Below are 20,449 nucleotides of genomic sequence, written 5' to 3'. Positions count from 1 at the left end.
TTGCCAGGATGACGAACGCCGATTCCCCTGATTCACGTCAATTTCCCATCTTTCCGTTCAAAATCTGATCACCCTTGAGTTAATTTACCAGCACGCTCATCCTGGGTAATGACTCTTGAAAGAAGTGGTAAAATAGAGGTCAGGAGGACTGACCATGACAGCAACCCCATCTCTGCCAGCATGCCCCAATCCTGCGTGTGCGCAGCCACACGTCATTCGCAATGGCAGTAGCAAAGGACGACAGCGCTATCAGTGTCGTGGATGCGGCCGCTTCTTTGGCGAAACGGAAGGCACACCGATGTATGGCCTGCATACGCCAGTAGCCGAGGTGGCTCAAGCGCTCCTGGTCGTGATGCGCCGAGGAAGTCTGCGGGCGGCGGAAGAGATTACTGGACACAAGTACGAGACGATTGGCCAATGGCTGCGGCGAGCAGGCGAGCATGCGGAGGCCTTGACGGCCATTCTCACGCAGGATCTGCACCTCACAACGGTAGAAATCGACGAGTTTTGGTCCTTCGTGCGCAAAAAAAACGGAGTCCCCGACGAAGCTGATGCCGGTGAACGCTGGGGATGCCTCGTGCAAGATCGCCCTAGCCGCTTCATCGCCGCCTGTGCCACAGGACGCATCGGCGACGATCTCGTCGAGCGAGCGGTCACCCTCACCGTAGCACGCACGCAGGGCCATCCGTTGAACTGGTGCGGCGATGGCTGGCGGGGGTATGCCGCGATCCTCACTCGAGCCTATCGTCAGCCTCTACGTTCGGGCCAGCGCGGTCGGCCCCCACTGGTCGTCCCTCCACATGTGTGCTTGACGCAGACCATCAAGCATCGCGATGAGCATGGGAAACTGCTCTCCGTTGAGATCCGTGCCGCCTTGGGCGAGGTGATCTCCCAACCCGGAACCGTCCATATTGAGCGGGTCAACGGCATGCTCCGCGATCGGCTCAATGCCCTCACCCGCAAGACCCATGCCTTTGCCAAACGGGACGCTACCTGGGATGCCCTGGTCCACCTGCAGCTTTTTGAACACAACTGGATACGCCCTCATCGCGCATTACGTCTCCCAATGCCTGCGGAGTCGCGACGCTATCAGCCACGCACTCCTGCCATGGCCTTGGGACTCACCGACCATCCCTGGTCCTGGATCGCGTTCTTGACCACTTCTCTCTACACCACTTCTCAATAGAGTCACTACCTCATCCTGCCGTCCTGGTAATTGCGCTCAATGTTCGACGGATTTTGACTGAAGGATCGAATTGTGTATTCAAGGGTCGATCCAACCGGAAACCGCATGGGTGGAACCGCTTCTGGAGCAAGAACTTCGATGCGAGAGAGGTAAACCTGTGTCACCTCTCTTCTTCTGAAGAATATCCTTTTGTCATAAAAAGCAGCCGGGTCTTGGAAATAGCGTCGAACTTTCGCCTCAAGGAAATTGCGCTCAATGTTCGAAGCGATGGCTCTCAGCCCAGTATTTTCGTTCGAACATTCAGCTAAATTACCACGTCCTCCAAGCAAGAATGCTGTATACTCGTAAGAGAGAGAAAGACCACTAGGCCCTCGTACGCTGTCCTACTCAGGAGATACCTATGGACACTTCCTTCGAAATACTGCTCCCCGATGGTCGCCGCATCCGTCTGACGCCTGAGCAAGCCCTGGAATTTGTTGCCTGGCTTGCTCCACACATGCCTGACCTCCCAGAGGCCCTGGACACCTGGCTCGCACAACAACATCCCCTCACCCACGACCTGCCGCCACTTGAACCCTACTGCGTGGTTGAACGCTCACCCCTCAACGGCCGTTATTACATCGCCGATGCAGGCCTCGATATCCCCGATTTGTGAATCTTCGCCTATCGCTGCCCCTCTGGGGAGTGGAGCAGAGCGCGGCTTGCGGCTCCAGCTCCTGCATCGGCATCATTCCCCCTGGGACACGTCGGGCAAAGAGCAAGAAACATGGTGCGGTGGTCCGCCAGGGGGTGACCGGGATCTTTTTGCCCTGGCAGACCACACGCCCCTGCTCGTATTCTACCAGATCCTGGCCCCATCTGGCGAGCAATCACTTCAGCTCATGGATCCACGGACCTGGCACGCTTCATCAGGACTCCCCGCATGCCCCTGGTGGAGGCCCGAGACGAGGATGCGGAGCACCTTGAGCAGGCGGAACATCGTGCCGCCTGGGTGGCCTTTGGGTTACATAGTGACCGCTATTCCCTTTTTCTCCAACAATTCATGGATATCACTTAGTATGTCATCTAGGTCGCGTGGTTCTATAAGCTCACCTTCATCAATGGGAGAAAACTCAGCTAACAAGAACCCCACGTTGATAGAAGAGCATCAAGTTTACTGGGTCTCCTGTGGGATCTCCCGCTGTTCATCCTTTCTCACAAGGGGTCAAGCTTGCATTAACAACTGGCAAGGCAATGCTTCTCTGAGGAGATGGATGAGTTGCTTCAGACGTGCATGCACACTGCCCAGTAGAGCAACCTCTCTTCTCATGCTCTTGCGTTTGGCAACAGGCGCAATGGGAGTAGTAGTCAATGACGCGCCCGAGGCGATCAAACTCAATGTGGCAGCAATCCAGTACCACTTGCTTCAGCTTTTCGTGCGCGCGCTGCACCCGTGATTTAGCTCCTGAAAACGAGAGACCCAGACGCGTTGCCAGTTCTTTCTGCGAGACACTTTGCACATCGGTCAGCAGAAGGGCCTCTTGATACGCAGAGGGCAAGCAGGCAATCATCCTAGCGACCGACGCAGCCAATTGCGCCTGGAGATCTTCCTCCGGGATTTCATCGAGAGGCAGCATCTCCTCGGCATCCTCTAATGGAACGTCCCACCTCCTTTTCCGATAGTGATCGATGATCAGATTGCGCGCGATCTGGTACATCCAACTTTCTAGCTTATCCTGTTCGCGCAACGAGTCGGCCTGCGTGTGCATCTTGAGGAAGGCCTCCTGGAGCAGGTCTTCAGCCTGCTCCTCGGTTGCCACGCGTCGACGGATAAAGCGATAGAGGGGGTCATGGAGTGTTTGCCAGGCGGACTCAACCGTGTGAACCATGCATTCATACCTTCTCTTCTGATGGTGTATATCTGCCTGTATTATGCACAGCACGTCAAGGGCTGGGAAGGGCAACAGAGCTGCACCTCAACGTTCCTGGTTTCATCGGTGCCAAGGAGCAACGAAACTCCATGCTTGAGCCCAGTGGTGACAACGTCTATCCATACGCTTTTTCTCCTGTCTGCTTCCCTGGCCACACGCGCTGTATGGAGCTGATGTAGGTGGAGGCGAGCCTGTTCATAGTCCTGTTGGCGCCAGTGCGCCAGTACCTCTTCTCGAAACATCTTCATGTCCCTTTCAGTTGTTAAAATCATTTCTATCCATGTAGACGGAGCTGGATGAAAAAGGACGCATCTGGACACGCAGCCGTTGTGGCCTGATTCCAATTACGCCATCATCTTTGCTTGTTGGCTTCACAGTTTGTACACAGCAACAGCATATGGAATTGTTGCGTCTTTTAGCGAGGAGGGACGTCTACCTAGATGAACATGCCTCAAGGCATACAGAATTGAACAGATGAAACGAAAAACAAAGGAGTATGCATTTATGACCCAGGTCTCCAAATCGTCAAAACCAGCAGCTAAAGGTGGTTTTCAGCACGGCCTTCCCACCGTTTCAACCTTGCCGGTTCAGCAGAGTGGATGTTGTGGCACAACGAGCCAGTCCGCAAACACAGGATGTTGCGGCGAACCTACGACCAGCCAGGCTGTCGTCGCCTCAGATGCACAGGCAACGGGCGGGTGTTGTGGCACGACCAGTCAGTCCTCGGAAGCAGGGTGTTGTGGAGAACCCACAATCAGTCCCGCCCTCGCCGCCAATACGCAGCCGACAGGTGGGTGTTGTGGGGAACCTGTGAAAGATTCTTCCGCTTCGGGACAACAGCGATGCTGCGAATAACACGAGGTAGATAGAAGGAGAGACAGCATGGTAATTGAGCAAGCCGCCCCGTCTGGCCTTCTCGCGGCCCTCACGCTTCTCGATCCGGATCGCATGATGGAGCACGCACACCAGTTGTGTGCTCCCGCTTTTGCAGGTCGACGGGTGGGGACGCAAGGACACGCAGGGGCAACGGATTTTCTCGTGGAACAATGGAAGACCCTGGGCTGGGAGACAACCACACAGGCCTTTCCGCTTTCGGCTCCAGTAGTTGAACAGGCCGCCCCGCTCCTGCTAGAACAGGTGACATCGGAGGGTGAGGTGCTCCGCACCTTTGTACAGCGTACCGAGTATTGTGGGCACCCACGCTCCGCCTTTCAGCCTGAAATAACAGAAGGGACAGTTGTTGCGTTTTCGGAAGAGGGTGCTCATGATCGCTATCAGGGAGCGTGGGTTGCGCTCGATGCCGTGCCACAGGAGGCGGCATTCACGACGCTGGCCAGCGAGCTTGTACAACAAGGAGCGCTTGGTCTGCTGACCCCTCTCTACGCAACCGCTGATGGCTACCTGGTAAAGCGTATCATTGCCAGTGCCCCCGTTGCCCTTCCCGTACTCTCAGTTCGCGCAGACCTGCACGCACACCTGGTAGGGACAAGGATACGTGCACGCGTTCCGGTCTTTGCGCACCAGACCCAGGGATATAACGTTCTGGCGCAACGTCCTGGAACCGATGAGCGCTTGGCCAATGCGCCCCTGATCTTGGGGGCTCATTATGATGGTGTTGGCGATGATGTGGGAGGTCCGCGCCTTCCAGGGGCCACAGATAACGCGGCTGCCGTCGCGGTCATCCTCGAACTCGCACGAGTGATCACGCAGGCTCGCCTCCAGTTTAGGCGCCCTCTCCTCTTTGTGGCCTTTGATGCGGAAGAAGTCGGGGTGCAAGGGTCCTCGGCCCTGGCCGCTCAGCTCAAAGCACAGGGGAAAGCACCGCTCATGCTCAATCTAGATGGGGCAGCCTGTCTCAATGACGCCGTCTGGATCGAGCCAGCTTCCCAGGCTGAACCCTTGCTCCAGGCGCTTGATCAGGCAGGATGTTGGCTCGATATCCCGCTTATCGTTGGGAACATTGCGTCGGATCAGCGATCATTTGTTCAGGTAGGCTTCCCCGCAGTGAGAATGAGTGTTGGGGTAGCACAGTTGCATACCCCTGGTGATGCGATTGAGCGCGTACAGCCAGAGGCGCTACGTATTGCAGCGACCCTTCTCCTCGCCACTCTCTGGCAACTGGCTGCGTAAAGCACCAAAGAGAGATCGTGTCGGCAGACCTTCTATACGGAAGATCTGCCGACACGATCTCTCTTTTCATTTATCCTTTCTGTTGCGTACTAGCTTACGTCGTCTATTGTCTGGCTGGGGGCGTGAGCGCAATGCCGATGCCCGCCAGGAGAAATCCCCCGGCACATAGCCAGAACGCGAGGTCATAGCGCCCGAGCAGGTCGTAGAGCCAACCCGCTGCCAGGGGACCTGCCGCATTGCACAGGGCAATGGGCAATCCTTGCAGGGCCGTGATGGCTCCATACGCTTTCTTGCCAAAATAGTCGGCCACCACCGAGGCTTTGAGCGGAGAGATGGCACCAAAGGCCGCTCCATAGAGGAGCACATACACGAGTAACCAGGGAACCGATGGGGCCATGATGAGAAAGACGACCCCCAGGGCCTGCACAACATGACAGAATCCAAGCAGCACACGTGGGGAGACGCGTTCACTCAAGAGGTTGAGCCCAACGCGTCCTGGTAAACTTGCCAGCCCTAATCCACCGGCGAGAGTCGCGGCAAGCACTGGATCATATCCTCGCTGGATCAGATGCGCGACCTGGTGCGTAAACAGGACGGTATTGCCAAGCATAGCGATGGCAAACGACACGGTCAACATCCAAAACGGACGTTGGCGCAAGGCCTGCCGAGCTGTCACCCCGTCTTCTCGCAATAATGCGTGCCCTTGCGGCTTCTGTGATCGCTCTCTTCTGGGTGCTCGGCGCAGCAGCAGTCCATGCAGCGGCACGGCAATGACGAGATGGAGCCCCCCAAAGAGAAAGAGCATGTTCCGCCAGCCCATCATGGGGAGCAAGACCCCCGCCAGGGGAAAGAAGATGGGTGATGCCAGCCCACCCAGAAAGGTCAGGACCGCAAAAGCCTTGCCTCGTCCCTGCTCAAACCAGGTCGTAATGACGGTAAAGGTGACCGGATAGAGGAATAACGCCATCGCAATGCCCATGCCTCCCGCCCATAAGAGCGCGAATTGCCAGGCAGCATGCGCAGATGCCAATCCAAAGAAGGTCAGTCCACCCAGCAGAGAACCCAGCGTCATGAGCAGGCGAGCGCCATAGCGGTCCACCAGATAGCCAACGGGGACGCCCAACAACCCGGCGAGGAGCAGGCTCACCGCGTAGACACTGGAGATGCTGGCCCGGTTCCAGTGAAAGGTGTCGCTTACGGGAACGACAAGTGTCCCAAAGAGATATTGTGTGGTGCCATACGAAAGAATCGTCGTCAGGCCAAGCACGCCAACGAGAATCCAGCCATAGGAAGAGTGTCCGGAAGAGAAAGGCCCCTCCTCCCGTACGGGAGCATATGCCAGAGGCTGCTGGGAAGAGGAGAGCCTCTCCCCAGCATTGTTGCTAGCCACAGCAGTTCCCTTGCGCCACGACCTGGAGGCCCTTGCCAGAGAATTGCCTGACCCCGAGGTTCAGGGGCACCTGAGCGGGTTGCGTTGCACAACATCCCACGCTCTCAGTGACTTCCTGTGCCTCTGCCGCAGGAGAGGCGCAGCAGGACCCACCGTTATCCGCCGAGCAGACGCCCGTCTCCGGTAGTTCGAGTTCGACCCGGCGCGCACGCTCCCAATCACCAGTGAGGGCCGCGACAATCGAGCGCACCTGTTCGTAGCCCGTGAGCATCAAGAAGGTCGGCGCGCGGCCATAGCTCTTCATCCCCACGATATAAAAGTTGGCTTCTGGATGGGTCAGCTCATCCACCCCATGGGGCGGGACCGTCCCGCAGCTATGGACATTCGGGTCAATCAACGGAGCCAGGACCGCAGGACTCTCCACCGCAGGATCCAGTGCGAGACGTAGCTCGTTGACGAGAGAGAGGTCGGGGCGGAAGCCGGTCGTCGCAATGATCTCATCGACTGGGGGAAGCTCCTCTTCGTAGCCTGCCAGGGAAATACCCTGCTCTGTCTTGTAGAGTTTCTGAATCTGGACATTGCGTACCAGGCGTAGCTGATCGCTTTCTATCAGGCGGCGGATACGTGCACCGAGTTGCCCGCGTTCGGCGAGCGCATCACTCTCACCACCACCATAGAGCTGACCAGCCTCCTTGCGACGGATCGCCCAGAACAGCTGGGTGGCAGGCTCCTCTCGTGCCAGGGCATCGAGTTCAAGCAGCGCATTGAAAGCAGAGTGCCCACTACCAACAACCAGCACACGACGGCCCATATACCGTGCTCGGTCTTTGCCCAGGACATCGGGAATGCCGTAGAAGATGTGTTGTCGCAAGGCTCGTTCGCCTAATGCAGGCATGCCATGAGCACCCAATGTATTCGGCTGCTGATAGGTCCCCGAAGCATCAATCACGGCTTTGGCCAGCACATCTTCCTCTTCACCACTGGCATGCTCGACACGAAGCACAAAGGGCGCTTCCTCGCGACCAGGCGTTTTCATCTTGTCATATCCCAGGCGTGTGACGGCCAGGACACGCGTCTTGAGGTGCAGATGGGGGGTGAGTGCAGGCACCTGGGAGAGGGGTGCGAGGTACTGCTCAACCAGCTCACGCCCTGTGGGGTAGCCCTCAGCGTCAGGAGCCTGCCAGTCAGTTTCCTCTAACAGCGAGACCGCCTCTTTATCGAGCATATAACGCCAGGGAGAGAAGAGACGGACATGTCCCCATCTCAACACTGAAGCCCCTACCGTATCGCCTGCTTCAAACAGAAGAGGGGTTTCTCCGCTGCGCAGAAGATGTGCAGCCGCAGCCAGTCCAACCGGCCCCGCACCAATAATAGCCACTGGAAGTGAAGGGGATATTTCAGATACCATCGATTGACTCATAGTGTGTCTCCTTCCAAAGAAACATATACTTTTTTGTTTGCTACATAGTATGACGAGATGACAGGTCAAAGGACGCAGTGGCAAGATTGCTGGCAATGAGATATTCGACAATCACCACATCGCGCCAGGTGCCATCAAGTTGTCCATGTTTTTCATAGATGCCCACTTCACGAAAGCCCAGTGAGCGTAACAGGCTCCGGCTGGCCTCGTTCTCCACAAACACACGTGAGAGCAGTTTCCAGAATCCCGCAGTAGCGCTCTCCTGAAGCAGATGCGTCATCGCCAGGCGCCCTGCCCCCTTACCTCGCCAATCGCGCCGAACATAGACCGAGAACTCCGCAATACCTGCATAGCAGGGGCGCGAGCGATACAAGGAGGTGGAAGCATAGGCGATGATATCCTGCTCCTGCTCCACCACCATAATGGGATGGATGCCGTCAAACCAGGATGCGATCATGGCCTCGGTGCGCAACTGCGTCTCAAATGTCCCTACCCGATCCTCGATTCCCTGATTGTAAATAATTGCAATCGCCGAGGCATCAGCAACTGTGGCTACTCGCACCCGCATGCTGTCCCTCCCTGATCCGCACTGTCAGTTGTCTCCGCCTCAGTGGTCAGGGTCTGTAAGGCCTGCTGGAGCAGTTCGAGGGAGGAACGGACCATCTCATGCTGCGCTGCGGGAATATGTTCGAATGTTTGCTCTGCCAGGTCATTAAGGGTACCGCTCAGTTCGGCCAGGCGCTCCTCACCTGCGGCAGAGAGCGAGAGTTGCACCGTTCGCCGGTCCCGCGTACTGGCTACTTTCTCCACCAGTCCTTCTTGCACCAGTTGCTCAACGGCGCGACTGGTCCAGCCCTTATCCAGGCCAACCCGGCGACTGAGTTCAGCCAGCGTTACAGGGCCACTTCGTCCCAGTTCTGTCAGCACATTACACTGGGTAGAGGTCGTTCCCCTACAATAGGCCACACAATTGCGCTGCAGTTGCACATGCAGGCGTGCGACTTCTCGTAATAATGCCCCTGTCGAGACATGAGATCCCATCGTGTTCCTCCTAACCTTTTCGTTGCGGCAAGCAACGAGTGATATGATCAGTATATCTCCTCGCTATTCTGTTGTCAATAGCAACGTTGTGTGAGACAACAAATGAACGGGGTTTTCAGCGAAAGTGAGCGCTACGGCATTCGTGTGACCTCGATGACGCTGCCAACGGTCTCTGGCACCGGGTCTCTCTTCTCAATCTGTTGTTGCTCTAACCATCGTCTCACGTCCATTGCGGCACGAGCACCATCCGCCGCTGCGGTAATGGCCTGGCGGTAGTAAGGATCAGCCACGTCTCCGGCAGCAAAGACCCCTGCGATGGAGGTCATCGTCCGTTCGACGGGAAGAATATAGCCTTCTTCGTCGAGTTGCAGCACCCCGCGAAACAGATCGGTGTTTGGATGATGCCCAATGGCGAGAAACACGCCCTGAACCGGTAACTGAGAGACGGTCCCTGTCTGCATGTTGCGTATGTAAATGCCTTCTACAACATCGTCCCCGAGAACGTCTATCACTTCGCTTTCCACAATGAAACGAATGCCGGGGTGTTGCCGTGCTTTTTCCACCAGGATCGGGCTGGCACGAAACGTCGAGCGGCGATGAACGATGGTCACCTGCCTGGCATAGCGTGTCAGAAACAAGGCCTCTTCCATCGCGGTATCCCCGCCACCGACCACCACAACGTCTTTCTCGCGGAAGAAGAAGCCATCACAGGTGGCGCAGACCGAAACGCCGCGCCCAAGGAGGCGTTGCTCGTTAGGAAGTCCGAGCCAGCGCGCACTCGCTCCCGTGGCAATGATCACCGTGCGCGCATGATACTCATCGGTATCCGTTTGGACCACGAACGTACGAGATCGAAAGTCGACTGCAATCGCATCCTGTGGAATGAGTTCTGCTCCGAAACGCTCAGCCTGTGCCTCCAGTCGTTCCATCAACTCGGGTCCCAGGATGCCGGTATCAAAACCGGGAAAGTTTTCTATCTCAGTCGAGAGCATTAATTGCCCACCCGCCTGATAGCCCTGAAACACTGCAACAGACAGCCGGGCACGAGCAACATAGGTTGCGGCCATATATCCTGCTGGTCCAGAGCCAAGAATCACGACATCATACTGCTTGTTCATTGCGTCACCTGTTTCATCGAGTTTTTAATAACGTTGCTGCTAGCAACGAGTTTTGGTGAGAGTATACCTCTTCCTTCTATCGTTGTCAATAGCAACGTTGGCTCCAGCAACAATTCACAATGGAGGCAGAGGCTCTCTTTCCTCAGAGAAGCATCCTGGCATGGCTTTCTCGCATGGGCACGTCAATCTCTCCATCGGTTTTCCCCTTTCCCCTTGGCAGTGTCGGCACCCTCTTGCCTGTCAATATGCTGAGCATGCTCACGCTCAATGATGGGCAGTACCAGATGCGACGGAAAAGTATCGCTATGATACACGCGATTTCTCGCCTGTACACACGCTTCCGCGCTCTCAGCGGCGAGTGTTCCGCCTGTATTGGTATGGCGATCAAAACGTGGGAAGTTGCTGCTGGAAATCTCCAGGCGAATGCGATGTCCTACACGAAACACATTTGAGGTGGCTCCTAAATCGAGATGTAAGGTATAGATATGACCCGGTTCTATCAATGTTGGGTGCGCGAAGGAGTCTCGATAACGGGCGCGCAAGATGCCATCGGTGAGGTTTTCAGCACGTCCATCGGGGAAGACATCAACCAATTTGCCTGTGAAATCGGTATCAACCGCAGAGGAGGAGACAGAGAGGACCAGTTCAATCGGGCCAGTCACTTCCAGAGGGCGTGTGAGAGGAGGTGTGGTATAACATAAGACATCTTCACGTGCCTCGACCTGGCGTTGATCACATGGCCCTGCGAGACCTAGGATAGCTCCGCCTATGGTTGGAACAGGGTGGTGCGGATCGTAACAGTAGACATCCTCTGGTTCTTGGCTCGCGTGCTCAGGTGAAAGAACCCCATTACCAGCCGTGCTGTTGGCATGACCCTCACTGTGCAAGTAGTAAGGGCGATACTGCGTATCAGGCAGAGGCCACGCTTCTTCCTCGCGCCAGACATTGGCTCCCATCACAAAGAGCCGTACTGGCTTTTCTTGCTCAATCCCATTGTCGATCCCCTTGAGCCAGTGATCATACCAGCGGATCTGCATAGTAGTGAGCATCTCTTTGGCCGCGCTGGCCTCCCCAAAGTGTCGCTCAGGGAAGCCAGACTGAAAGTTGCCGTGTGACCACGGGCCAATGACCAGATGTTGCTGCTGGCGAGCAAGGGCATTCCCTGCTCGTTGTTTCATATTTCGGTAATACGCCAGATCTTCCGTCAAAAAGAGATCGAACCAGCCCGCAATCGTGAGAGCGGGCACCATACTCTGCTCATAGAGGGCCTCGGGCACCAACTTCTGCCAATAGGCGTCATCATCAGGGTGCGTCAACCACTCCACATAGTAGGGCGCGTATTGCTGGAGTGGGGAGATATCGATGAGGGGGCGTTGTCGATAGAGTGCCTGCATGTTGCGTTGAGCCTGTATAATCTCCTCTAACGCAGCCGTCATTGCTCTTCCCTGTCCAATGCGGCGTTGAATATCTCCCGCAATCAATTGCGTCAGCGTCATGGTCAGGACCACATTGAGGAGCAACGCACCTCCCTGATAGGGGCGGAACGTGGTTTCTGGGGATTGAGCGGGCGCAATGGCCTGCAACGCCGCTGGTTGTGTGCCTGCAGCCTGTCGCTGTGTCACGCCCTGATACGAGATGCCAAACATCCCGACCTTCCCTGTTGACCAGGGTTGGCTGGCCGCCCAGGCAATAGTATCGGCTCCATCTGTCTGCTCATGGCATAGCGGGGTGAACTCACCTTCGGACGCGTACAGTCCTCGTGTGTCCTGTGCGATGACGACATAGCCAGCCTGCACTGCCCGCTCCACGTCCAGATTCAATTCGAGAAATACGCGTTTCTCTCGAAGCCGTGGTATTGGGAAGCGCAGATCTTTGTTATAGGGAACGCGTGTCAGGAGGACCGGCCATTGCCCCACCGTTGCCGGTCGGTAAACATCGGTCGCAAGTCGCACCCCATCCCGCATCGGGACCATGAGATTTTCTTCAACAATCATCGTTACCAGGAATTCCTTTCTGTGTTGATCTCTGTTGATCTGCATCGGTCTGTTTCGGTCATAGCATCAGCATGCTTCTCACAAAGAGAAGCGCTGCTCTTCCATCTGTTTCCTTGCTCTCTTCTGGAAGGGAGACGAAACGGATTGATAAAGGACGCATTGCTCACCTGTGCGTTTCAGTGGCGTTTTCTGGAAAGGGTATAGGCGTTGGTTGCTGTTTCTTCAGCGCTATTGCAGGCTGGGGGGTGAACACGATCCCAAGCGCAGCCAGTAGCAAGACGCCGACACAGAGCCAGAAGGCGAGCGTATAGTTGTGCAACTGGTCATAGAGCCATCCCGCAGCGAGTGGTCCAAGCCCGGAGCAGAACGCCACAAAAATTCCTTGAAGCGCGAGAATCGAGCCATACGCGCGGCGACCAACATGCTCCGCCATCACTGAGGCATACAAAGGAGAGATCGCGCCGTAGGCGGCTCCATAGAGGAGCACATAGGGGATAAGCCATCCAGGCGATGGGGCCAGAATCAGGAGCACCATCCCGGTTGCCTGTGCGAGCACACTTCCCCATAGCAGTGTCTGAGGAGTTACCCGTTCGCTGATCAGATTGATGAACACGCGGCCAGGCAGGCTGGCCAGTCCCAGCCCACCTGCAACGGTGGCTGCCAGCACCGGATCATAGCCACGCGCAATTAAAGCGGGGATCTGATGCACCTGGACCACAGCACTGTCGAGCATGACCAGTGAGAGGGAACCCGTCAACAGCCAGAAGGCAGGGACATGTATGGCCTCGCTCAGCAACATGCCTGGTATGCTCTTTTTGTCGGTCGGGAGGTCAGATGGAGCATATTGCTGCGATGTCTGTCCATCTGGCAAAAGTCCGAGATCTTCTGGGTGGCGTCGAAGCAGGAGCCCATGCAGTGGCATGGCAATGAGCAGATGGAGCAACCCCAAAATGAGGAGCATGCTCCGCCAGCCAAGGTGCTGCACCATCCATCCTTCACTGGGAATAAAGAGTGGTGATGCGAATCCTCCCATCAGTGTGAGGACCGCCAGGGCTGACCCCCGCTTGTGCTCAAACCAGTTCGCCACAACGGTAAATGAGAGTGGATAAAAGGTGAGAGCTGTTGCTAAGCCGATGCCAAGCGCCCACCACAGGTAGAACTGGGATATTGCCTGGACAAAAGAGAGGCCGATGAGCGAGAGCCCGCCCACCGCTGAGCCCAGCGTCATGAGCAAGCGCGCTCCCCAACGATCCGCAAGATATCCCACCGGCACCCCCAGCAACCCGGAAATGATGAGTCCACAGGAGAAGGCCCCAGAGAGGCTGGCGCGTTCCCAGTGCAGGCTCGTGCTCAGAGGCAAAACCAGGACTCCGAAGAGATATTGCGTTGTCCCATACGAAATAATGGTGGTGAGGCCCAGTACCACCATGAGTATCCAGCCATAATACGGAGATCGTCCTGTCGATCTAGAAGGTCTGCGCATATCACTCTTTCTTCTTTGATAGCTGAACGTTCAGCAATCTCTTACTTCACGATGCAGGAGACCTACGAATGATTCCCATGGGGTACTTCCTCTCTCTGCGAGAACACACTCCCTTCTCCAAGAGGAGATCTCCTACACGGGCCATCAGATCGAGCTGAGCTTCACTGCAACGGCAGGAAGCTCAGCTCGATCTGGTCGGCTACTTTCCAACTGTGGAGAGCGTTGTCTCACGTTCTCTCGGTGAAGGGAGAACCGTCTGGAGATAGCGTCGTAGGGGGCTCATGATGGCAATCGCATCAGGACCGACCCCTCGTAACGTCGCGGACGCAAACGTTCTCTGGAACTCCAGCCCCAGGTAGTAGAGCCCCGGCGTCGTCAGACTCACACCCATCTTCTGTACGGCCTGCCCGTCGGTGTCAAGTGCCCCAAGATCGGCCAGAAAGCCCAGATTGTGACGATAGCCCGTTGCGAAGATCACACTGTCAATTGGTTCTTCTTGCTCATCTTCCCATATCACCCCCTCTGCGGTAAATCGGCCAAACACTGCGCGTCTCTCAAGCCTCCCCTCCTTAAGAGCAGGCTGATAGCGTCCCGTGTCAATCACCGCCGTGGGTGCATGCCGCTCCCAAAAGGTGCTGAGGGGGAAACGATCCAGGCCAGTGAGCCAGGCCCAGAAGTGAATGTCGCGACCAAGAACACGTTGTGGACGGAAGCGCAGTGGTGCCCGGCTGGCAATCGTAACACGTGCAACCTGGGCAAGCTCGACTGCGATCTGGAGGGCAGATTCACCTGCCCCTACCACCAGAACGCGTTGCCCCTGGAAGGGTTCTGGACGCCTATAGGCTGACGAATGGAGGATCTGTCCTTTAAAAAGGTCTTGTCCGGGGAATTGAGGGAGGGATGCTGAAACGGCCCGGTGGCGGCAATGAGACTCAAGGCTTCATAGGATGTCCCGGCGGCTGTTTCCACACGGAAATGCTGCCCTGTTCGCTGGACCCGTTCTACACGAGACTGCACATGCACAGGCAAGTGAACATGCTGGGCATAGGATTGCAGATAGGCGATCACCTCGTCTCGGTGAGGGTAGCGTTCTGGATCTCCAGGAAAGGGCAGTCCCGGAAGCGACGAAAAACGAGCAGGGGAAAAAAGGGTCAGACTGTCATAATAATGAGGCCATGAGCCCGCAGGGGATGCTCCCGCCTCCAGGAGCGCAAAATCAAGCCCGGCTCTTTGGAGCATAGAGCCAGCAGCAAGCCCTGCCTGTCCAGCCCCGATCACCAGTGTATCAAACATACAGCTTCTCTCCTTTACATTTCCACAGTTCGCGAATTGACGAAATAAAGAACAGCAAGCAAACCACGAATGCTCCTTGTTGTGAGGGGAGCGCGTCCTGGCTTAAGGCTCGCAGCAACGCGTAATAAGGTCGGTGAGATGCGCCAGTTGTTTGAGGGAACGGTCTTTGTCGGGCTGGTAATACACTTCCTTGCCCTCCCGGCGAGAGGTGAGCAGACCAGCTCGTTTCAGAATGGCTAAATGTTCAGATGCCGTAGATTGCCCTAGCCCTGTTTGTTGCGCAACCTGTCCCACAGTGTGTTCCTGGCCGTCGAGAAACACATGAAAGAGAATGCGCTGGCGGGTCTCACTTGCTAACCCGTGTAAGAATTCCTGAAGATCTGTGGTTAGTTCGCTCATGGCTCTCTCACTTCATCATATCGCAATATGTCGATTTTGCCGAGTATACCAGAGCCGGACACTCCCGTCAACCATGAAAAGACATCTACGTGGAGCAGAGATCTGAGAAGGAGACAAGGCGCAGCGAGGCTCTTGTCCTGAGCCTCGCTATTGTGAGATGAGCACGGGATCATAGAGAGAAGCACTACGGACAACCAGCATCATCTCCGGCTTGCTGCACCGCCACAGAGGCAGGTCGGACATGGACTCCGTAGAAGCGCCGCTGAAAGAAGAGTGCGACGTTGACCAGGCCGATCATCACCGGGACTTCGATGAGGGGCCCAATCACTGCTGCGAAGGCTGCTCCCGAATGCAGCCCAAAGACCGCAACCGCGACGGCAATCGCTAGTTCAAAGTTGTTGCTGGCTGCGGTAAAGGCGACAGTCGTCGTTTTGCTGTAGTCGGCCCCAGCCCGTTTCCCCATCCAGAAACTGACCAGGAACATCACCACAAAGTAGATCACCAGGGGAATGGCGATACGAACGACATCGAGCGGAATCTGAACAATAATATTGCCCTTGAGACTAAACATGACAATGATAGTGAACAATAAGGCAACGAGCGTGAGAGGGCTGATTTTAGGGATGAATTGTTCCTCATACCAGGAGCGCCCTCGCCAGCGTAGCAATGCGAATCGCGTGAGTAACCCTGTCAGGAAGGGAATCCCCAGATAGATGAAGACGGAGAGGGCGATCGCACCGATACTGATATGGACTGCGCTTCCTGTGATGCCAAAGAGGGGTGGCAAGAGCGTAATGAAAATCCAGGCATAGACGCTGTAAAAGAGAACCTGGAAGATGCTATTAAAGGCTACCAGCCCGGCGGCATACTCGCTATTGCCCTTTGCCAGTTCATTCCAGACAATCACCATGGCAATACAGCGAGCTAGGCCGATCATGATCAGACCGATCATATACTCCGGGTAATTGCGGAGAAAGAGCAGTGCAAGTGCGAACATGAGTACAGGGCCGATGACCCAGTTCTGGACTAAGGAGAGAAGCAAGATTTTCCAATTGCGGAAAACATCGCCAAGCTCTTCATATTTCACCTTCGCCAGGGGTGGATACATCATCAAAATTAACCCGATAGCGATAGGGATATTCGTCGTTCCCACTTGAAAGCGGTTGATAAAGGCTTCAGTGCCAGGAATGGCGTAGCCAATACCAACGCCGAGAAGCATCGCCAGGAAGATCCAGAGAGTCAACCAGCGATCAAGAAAGGAGAGGCGTTTCTTCGTTTGTGTTTCTTCCATTCTCTTTATTGTATCCTCCAATACGATAGATGTTTTATTGCTTATAAACTAACAATACTCCGGTGTAGATAGAGACAGATTGCGGCCCTGAGAGCTGAGCTGTTGCCACCTGTTTTGTCTCTTGTGCGTGACGAAAGGAGATGGGCCGATGGTGTGTATGAACCCGAAGCCAATTGAGAACACTTTCGCTTCATTGTGAAAGTGTCTCGGATTCAAAGAGGATGGAGCATATTTCCTCTGTTGCATGACCTTCATGGGTTCGTTGTGTGCACACTGTTCTGGGATTGGCGGTAGTCATAGCTTTGCTCCAGTTGTTGTGTGATTTTCTCATCGAAAGGCTGATGGAGAGAAGCAAGAGCTCGCAAGTTGGAGCCTGTGTTTCTTCTCCCCAAGAAATGGGTCTTCGTCTGCTCTCTGTGACACTAATGGGTCATCGTGAGGAGCGCTTGCTCACCAGTCGGTGCTTGCTCATACCAGGGCACCAGCCAGGTACGTTTTGCCAGATGCTGCTCGACATGCTGAATGTGCGGCTGCTCAAGCAATGCGCGCTGTGCCAGCAGTGGATGACGTGTCTGACTGGCAGAGAGACTGGCATTCATCACCCAACCATAAGGCTCAATGCCCGCTCGACGCAGATCTGTTTGCAGCCGCTCGGCTTCAGAGACCGGTGTCGTTTCAGCGAGCGTAATGAGTATCACCTTGGTATACTCAGGATCACGCAAACGCGGCAGAAGTGCGCGTACCGCTTCTGGGACCTGCCCGGTCGTCCGTTGAACCTCCCGATGATAGTGCTCGGCGGCATCAAGCAATAAGAGGGTGTGTCCGGTAGGTGCCGTATCCAGCACCACGAAGCCGTCTTCGGCCTCCTGGACCGTGCGAGCAAAGGCGCGAAAAACAGCAATCTCCTCGGTACAGGGGGAACGTAAGTCTTCTTTCAGAAGGGCACGCCCCTCCTCGTCGAGTGGACCAGCGGCTGAGAGCACCTCTTGCGTATAGCGCTCTGTCTCAAGAAGCGGATCAATCCGGCTCACCATGAGATGGGGGAATGGTGTCGTTCCGACCGTGTGATCAAGATGTGCAGCCGGATCGGTGGTTGAGAGATGGACACGATGCCCTGCCTTTGCCAGGGCGAGCGCGAGCGCCGCAGCAACGGTCGTTTTGCCGACGCCTCCTTTTCCCATGGTCAGGATCACTCCACGAGGCTTCGTTGTCAGTTGACGGACGAGCGCATCCAGACCATCATCTGTTGAGCGTTCTGGCGCATCCTGCTCACCTTCATGGCTTCCCCTCGTCATTGGATCAGACGTGGCGACCTGGGCCAGCGCTCGTAGTGCGGCAAGGCCGGTCAGATTACTCGCGACAAGCGGCACAGTGCGCAGAGGAAGCACTCGCAGCGGCTCTGGAAGAGCGAGCAGAGCTGCCCCTTGACGTTCAACCAGGGCCTGAGCCACCGAATCTTGTGTCTGTACGTCTGGAAAGAGGCCATTGAGGATGAGGCGTTGGTTGGTGATATGCAGTGTCTGCAACTCTTCGCTGGTTCGCGCAGCCTCACGCAGCGGGCTCTCCTCGGGGCGACTCACAAGCACAAGTGTTGTTTGCGTCGCGTCTGAGAGAGCCTGGACCGTCGCCGCATAGTGCTCACGTTGAGCCTCAAGCCCAGCCAGTGGGCCAAGGCAGCTCGCCCCATGCGTGCTGGTTGCGACAAAGCCACTCCAGGCTCGTGGCAAACTCAGGAGGCGAAGAGTATGACCAGTAGGTGCCGTATCGAAGATGATATGATCATACTGCTGCACCAACGGTGCATCCGAGAGCAAACGCGTAAATTCGTTAAATGCCGCAATCTCAACCGTACATGCCCCTGACAACTGCTCTTCCATGTTCTGGACAATGGCGGCTGGCAAGGTCTCTCGATAGGGGCCAATAACGCGTTCGCGGTACGCTGCGGCGCTCGCTTCGGGATCAAGGTTCATAAGGAAGAGACCCTCGACACCGGGCACCGCCGTCACCGTGGAGGATGCAGTGAGACCAAAGACATCATCGAGGTTTGAGGCAGGATCAGTGCTCACAAGCAGGATACGCCGCCCGGTTTCCGCCAGGCGGAGGGCGACGGTACTGGAAATGGTCGTCTTACCCACACCGCCCTTTCCCGTAAAAAAGAGAAAGCGGGTGTGCCAATCAAGCCAGTCCAGAGGGCGTAATGGAGCAAACACATCGCGCAGAGATGAGAACTGCATAGCGTTACAACGTTTCCTAGAGAGGCTCCTGGCCTCTAATAGTGTGCATTCAATAGAAGTGACAGCGAAACGCCTCTCATGCTAGCAGCAGCCGCTCTCAGGATCGCAACAGTTCCCACTAGTAGGCGGTGTTGGCTTGGAAGCAGGGGCCTCAGACGTGGCAGCCTGCTTGATCGCGTTGACGAGTTCATCACGCAAAGGATAATGGCCATGGAATACAATGTTGTCATTGATGAGAATCGCGGGAAGCGCGTTCTCACCAAAGGCTTGCAACAGCCCATTGACACGAGGATGGTTCACGAAGGCTTCTGGCTGTTGCGCCAGGTTGTAGCGTTCCACCGCAACTCCCTGCTCGGCAAGCCACCGCAAATCATTGGCAACCTCAATCAGCTTTGGATCAATGGCGGGTCCACACACACCAGTTGCACAACACATAGCCGGATCATACACACTGAGAGTAGCTTTCTTGACAGAGACCACAGATAACATAGTCGTTTCTCCTTATCGTATATCGTCGATTCACGATAATAGATGGCAAAAAGAATGCGGCTTACAATGCCGCGATGAGCGTCTTCAAATGCGCGACTGCTTCTCGATTGATATTGTAGCAGGTTCTCGGTCCATCAATATCTCCCTGAATAAGCCCTGCCTCCTTCAAGATTTTGAGATGCTGACTGACAGTCGATTGCGCAAGGGGGAGCATTTGTACAATGTCACCACAGATACAGGCGTCAACAGTCTGGAGGAATCGAACAATCTGCACACGGGTTGGGTGCGCAAGCGCCTTACAGTACCGCGCTAACTGGTCACTCGTCGGCTCCACCTGCGAATGGTTACGCTGCTTGTCTTGCTCAGATGCTGATACAAGTGGGATATGTTTCATATGACCTGCCTTTCATCGTCAACCAACGATAAAAGTATAGAAAAAAAGTGAAGCCTTGTCAAGGATGCTCCGTACCCACCCATCAATCGTTGCCTATCCCTGAGGATACGCTGAATGCTGAGGGCCGCCCTCTACTCCTCCCTTCTTGGCGGAAGCTGTCAAAAAGAGGGCGTCTTCGCCAATAATTCTTGTTCAATACGTGCACGAATGGCATCACGAACCTGGCGATAGACGACAAGTTGTTCGTTGTGGCTGCCTGTCGCTCGTGAGGGATCGGGGAATGACCAGTGACGTCGATGCTTTGCTCCCGGAAAGACCGGGCAAGCCTCAGCGGCCGCATCGCACACGGTAATCACGTCATCAAATGGCTCCTGGAGATAGCGATCCAGCGTTTTTGACTCCTGGCCCGAAATATCTATGTCAAGTTCGGCCATCGCCTCAAGAGCCAGTGGACGCACATGGGTCGCTTCTGTGCCAGCGCTATACGCTTCAAACTGTTCACCACCCAACGCTCTCAGCAGCCCTTCAGCCATCTGTGAGCGCGCGGAATTATGCGTACAGAGAAAAAGTACTCGTTGTGTCATGTCCCAATCATCCTTCATGCATGGTCGTCAGAGCGAGGACATCCCTCGTCACAGCCTAGTATACAAGGCCGTGGATGAGAGAGGCAAGAGAGC

The 20,449-nt window shown here is 55.6% G+C and carries 20 protein-coding genes and 1 pseudogene; 5 read left to right on the top strand and 16 right to left on the bottom strand.

Features of this window, described 5'->3' with window-relative positions; translation table 11 throughout:
- Window positions 1-154 precede the first annotated feature (154 nt).
- The 3 genes from JMJ16_RS54075 (at window position 155) to JMJ16_RS55970 (ending at window position 2,243) form a co-directional block, all read left to right on the top strand.
- Window positions 155-1,186: a hypothetical protein gene (locus JMJ16_RS54075; RefSeq protein WP_236601422.1), complete on the top strand. Its 1,032-nt coding sequence runs from the start codon at window positions 155-157 to the stop codon at window positions 1,184-1,186.
- 400 nt (window positions 1,187-1,586) lie between these two features.
- Window positions 1,587-1,841, top strand: a complete 255-nt coding sequence (locus tag JMJ16_RS12070) for a hypothetical protein (RefSeq protein ID WP_201381511.1) — start codon at window positions 1,587-1,589, stop codon at window positions 1,839-1,841.
- Between the two features lie 267 nt (window positions 1,842-2,108).
- A complete protein-coding gene (locus JMJ16_RS55970; RefSeq protein WP_255553182.1) occupies window positions 2,109-2,243 on the top strand; it encodes a hypothetical protein in 135 nt (44 codons plus the stop codon).
- A 127-nt stretch (window positions 2,244-2,370) separates the two neighbouring features.
- Here the strand turns inward: JMJ16_RS55970 and sigZ are convergent, their stop codons facing one another.
- Window positions 2,371-3,054 carry an RNA polymerase sigma factor SigZ gene (sigZ, locus tag JMJ16_RS12065; RefSeq protein WP_236601421.1) on the bottom strand — a complete coding sequence of 228 codons (684 nt, stop codon included), beginning with the start codon at window positions 3,052-3,054 and terminating at the stop codon, window positions 2,371-2,373.
- 41 nt (window positions 3,055-3,095) lie between these two features.
- Window positions 3,096-3,338, bottom strand: coding sequence for a hypothetical protein (locus JMJ16_RS12060; protein WP_201381509.1), 243 nt, complete (start codon window positions 3,336-3,338; stop codon window positions 3,096-3,098).
- A gap of 262 nt (window positions 3,339-3,600) precedes the next feature.
- Between JMJ16_RS12060 and JMJ16_RS12055 the strand changes: the two genes are divergently transcribed.
- Window positions 3,601-3,951: a hypothetical protein gene (locus JMJ16_RS12055; protein ID WP_201381507.1), complete on the top strand. Its 351-nt coding sequence runs from the start codon at window positions 3,601-3,603 to the stop codon at window positions 3,949-3,951.
- Window positions 3,952-3,978: 27 nt separating this feature from the next.
- On the top strand, window positions 3,979-5,226 hold the full coding sequence (locus JMJ16_RS12050; protein ID WP_201381505.1) for a M28 family metallopeptidase: 1,248 nt from the start codon (window positions 3,979-3,981) through the stop codon (window positions 5,224-5,226).
- A gap of 103 nt (window positions 5,227-5,329) precedes the next feature.
- Here JMJ16_RS12050 and JMJ16_RS12045 read toward each other — a convergent pair whose 3' ends face one another.
- The 14 genes and pseudogenes from JMJ16_RS12045 to JMJ16_RS11975 all read right to left on the bottom strand — a co-directional run bounded on the left by JMJ16_RS12045 (window position 5,330) and on the right by JMJ16_RS11975 (window position 20,356).
- Window positions 5,330-6,616 (bottom strand): MFS transporter, encoded by a 1,287-nt coding sequence (locus tag JMJ16_RS12045; RefSeq protein WP_201381503.1) that lies wholly within the window; start codon window positions 6,614-6,616, stop codon window positions 5,330-5,332.
- Window positions 6,609-8,036: an NAD(P)-binding domain-containing protein gene (locus tag JMJ16_RS12040; RefSeq protein ID WP_201381501.1), complete on the bottom strand. Its 1,428-nt coding sequence runs from the start codon at window positions 8,034-8,036 to the stop codon at window positions 6,609-6,611. The genes JMJ16_RS12045 and JMJ16_RS12040 overlap by 8 nt, the downstream gene beginning before the upstream one ends.
- Before the next feature lie 40 nt (window positions 8,037-8,076).
- On the bottom strand, window positions 8,077-8,604 hold the full coding sequence (locus tag JMJ16_RS12035; protein ID WP_201381500.1) for an arsinothricin resistance N-acetyltransferase ArsN1 family A: 528 nt from the start codon (window positions 8,602-8,604) through the stop codon (window positions 8,077-8,079).
- Entirely contained in the window at window positions 8,589-9,077 is a 489-nt protein-coding gene (locus tag JMJ16_RS12030) for a MarR family winged helix-turn-helix transcriptional regulator (RefSeq protein ID WP_201381498.1), read from the bottom strand. Before JMJ16_RS12030 ends, JMJ16_RS12035 begins: the two co-directional genes overlap by 16 nt.
- Window positions 9,078-9,208: 131 nt before the next feature.
- On the bottom strand, window positions 9,209-10,195 hold the full coding sequence (gene trxB, locus JMJ16_RS12025; RefSeq protein WP_201381496.1) for a thioredoxin-disulfide reductase: 987 nt from the start codon (window positions 10,193-10,195) through the stop codon (window positions 9,209-9,211).
- A 182-nt stretch (window positions 10,196-10,377) separates the two neighbouring features.
- The gene (locus tag JMJ16_RS12020; RefSeq protein WP_236601420.1) at window positions 10,378-12,189 is read right to left on the bottom strand and encodes a CocE/NonD family hydrolase; all 1,812 of its coding nucleotides are present in this window, start codon (window positions 12,187-12,189) and stop codon (window positions 10,378-10,380) included.
- A 163-nt stretch (window positions 12,190-12,352) separates the two neighbouring features.
- Window positions 12,353-13,672 carry an MFS transporter gene (locus JMJ16_RS12015; protein WP_201381485.1) on the bottom strand — a complete coding sequence of 440 codons (1,320 nt, stop codon included), beginning with the start codon at window positions 13,670-13,672 and terminating at the stop codon, window positions 12,353-12,355.
- A gap of 199 nt (window positions 13,673-13,871) precedes the next feature.
- Window positions 13,872-14,911, bottom strand: a pseudogene (locus tag JMJ16_RS12010) (flavin-containing monooxygenase).
- Window positions 14,912-15,067: 156 nt separating this feature from the next.
- Window positions 15,068-15,364, bottom strand: a complete 297-nt coding sequence (locus JMJ16_RS12000; RefSeq protein WP_201381481.1) for a helix-turn-helix transcriptional regulator — start codon at window positions 15,362-15,364, stop codon at window positions 15,068-15,070.
- 184 nt (window positions 15,365-15,548) lie between these two features.
- Window positions 15,549-16,655 (bottom strand): ACR3 family arsenite efflux transporter, encoded by a 1,107-nt coding sequence (gene arsB / locus JMJ16_RS11995; RefSeq protein WP_201381479.1) that lies wholly within the window; start codon window positions 16,653-16,655, stop codon window positions 15,549-15,551.
- A 422-nt stretch (window positions 16,656-17,077) separates the two neighbouring features.
- Window positions 17,078-18,889: an arsenical pump-driving ATPase gene (gene arsA, locus JMJ16_RS11990; RefSeq protein ID WP_201381477.1), complete on the bottom strand. Its 1,812-nt coding sequence runs from the start codon at window positions 18,887-18,889 to the stop codon at window positions 17,078-17,080.
- 81 nt (window positions 18,890-18,970) lie between these two features.
- Complete coding sequence (arsD, locus tag JMJ16_RS11985; protein ID WP_201381475.1) at window positions 18,971-19,378, bottom strand: arsenite efflux transporter metallochaperone ArsD; 408 nt, start codon at window positions 19,376-19,378, stop codon at window positions 18,971-18,973.
- A gap of 61 nt (window positions 19,379-19,439) precedes the next feature.
- Window positions 19,440-19,772 (bottom strand): helix-turn-helix transcriptional regulator, encoded by a 333-nt coding sequence (locus JMJ16_RS11980; RefSeq protein WP_201381469.1) that lies wholly within the window; start codon window positions 19,770-19,772, stop codon window positions 19,440-19,442.
- Window positions 19,773-19,930: 158 nt separating this feature from the next.
- Entirely contained in the window at window positions 19,931-20,356 is a 426-nt protein-coding gene (locus JMJ16_RS11975) for an arsenate reductase ArsC (protein ID WP_201381467.1), read from the bottom strand.
- Window positions 20,357-20,449 lie beyond the last annotated feature (93 nt).

The organism is Ktedonobacter sp. SOSP1-52 (assembly GCF_016587395.1).
The sequence above is the reverse complement of the archived record's forward strand: the minus strand, read 5'-3'. Positions and strand labels throughout refer to the sequence as shown.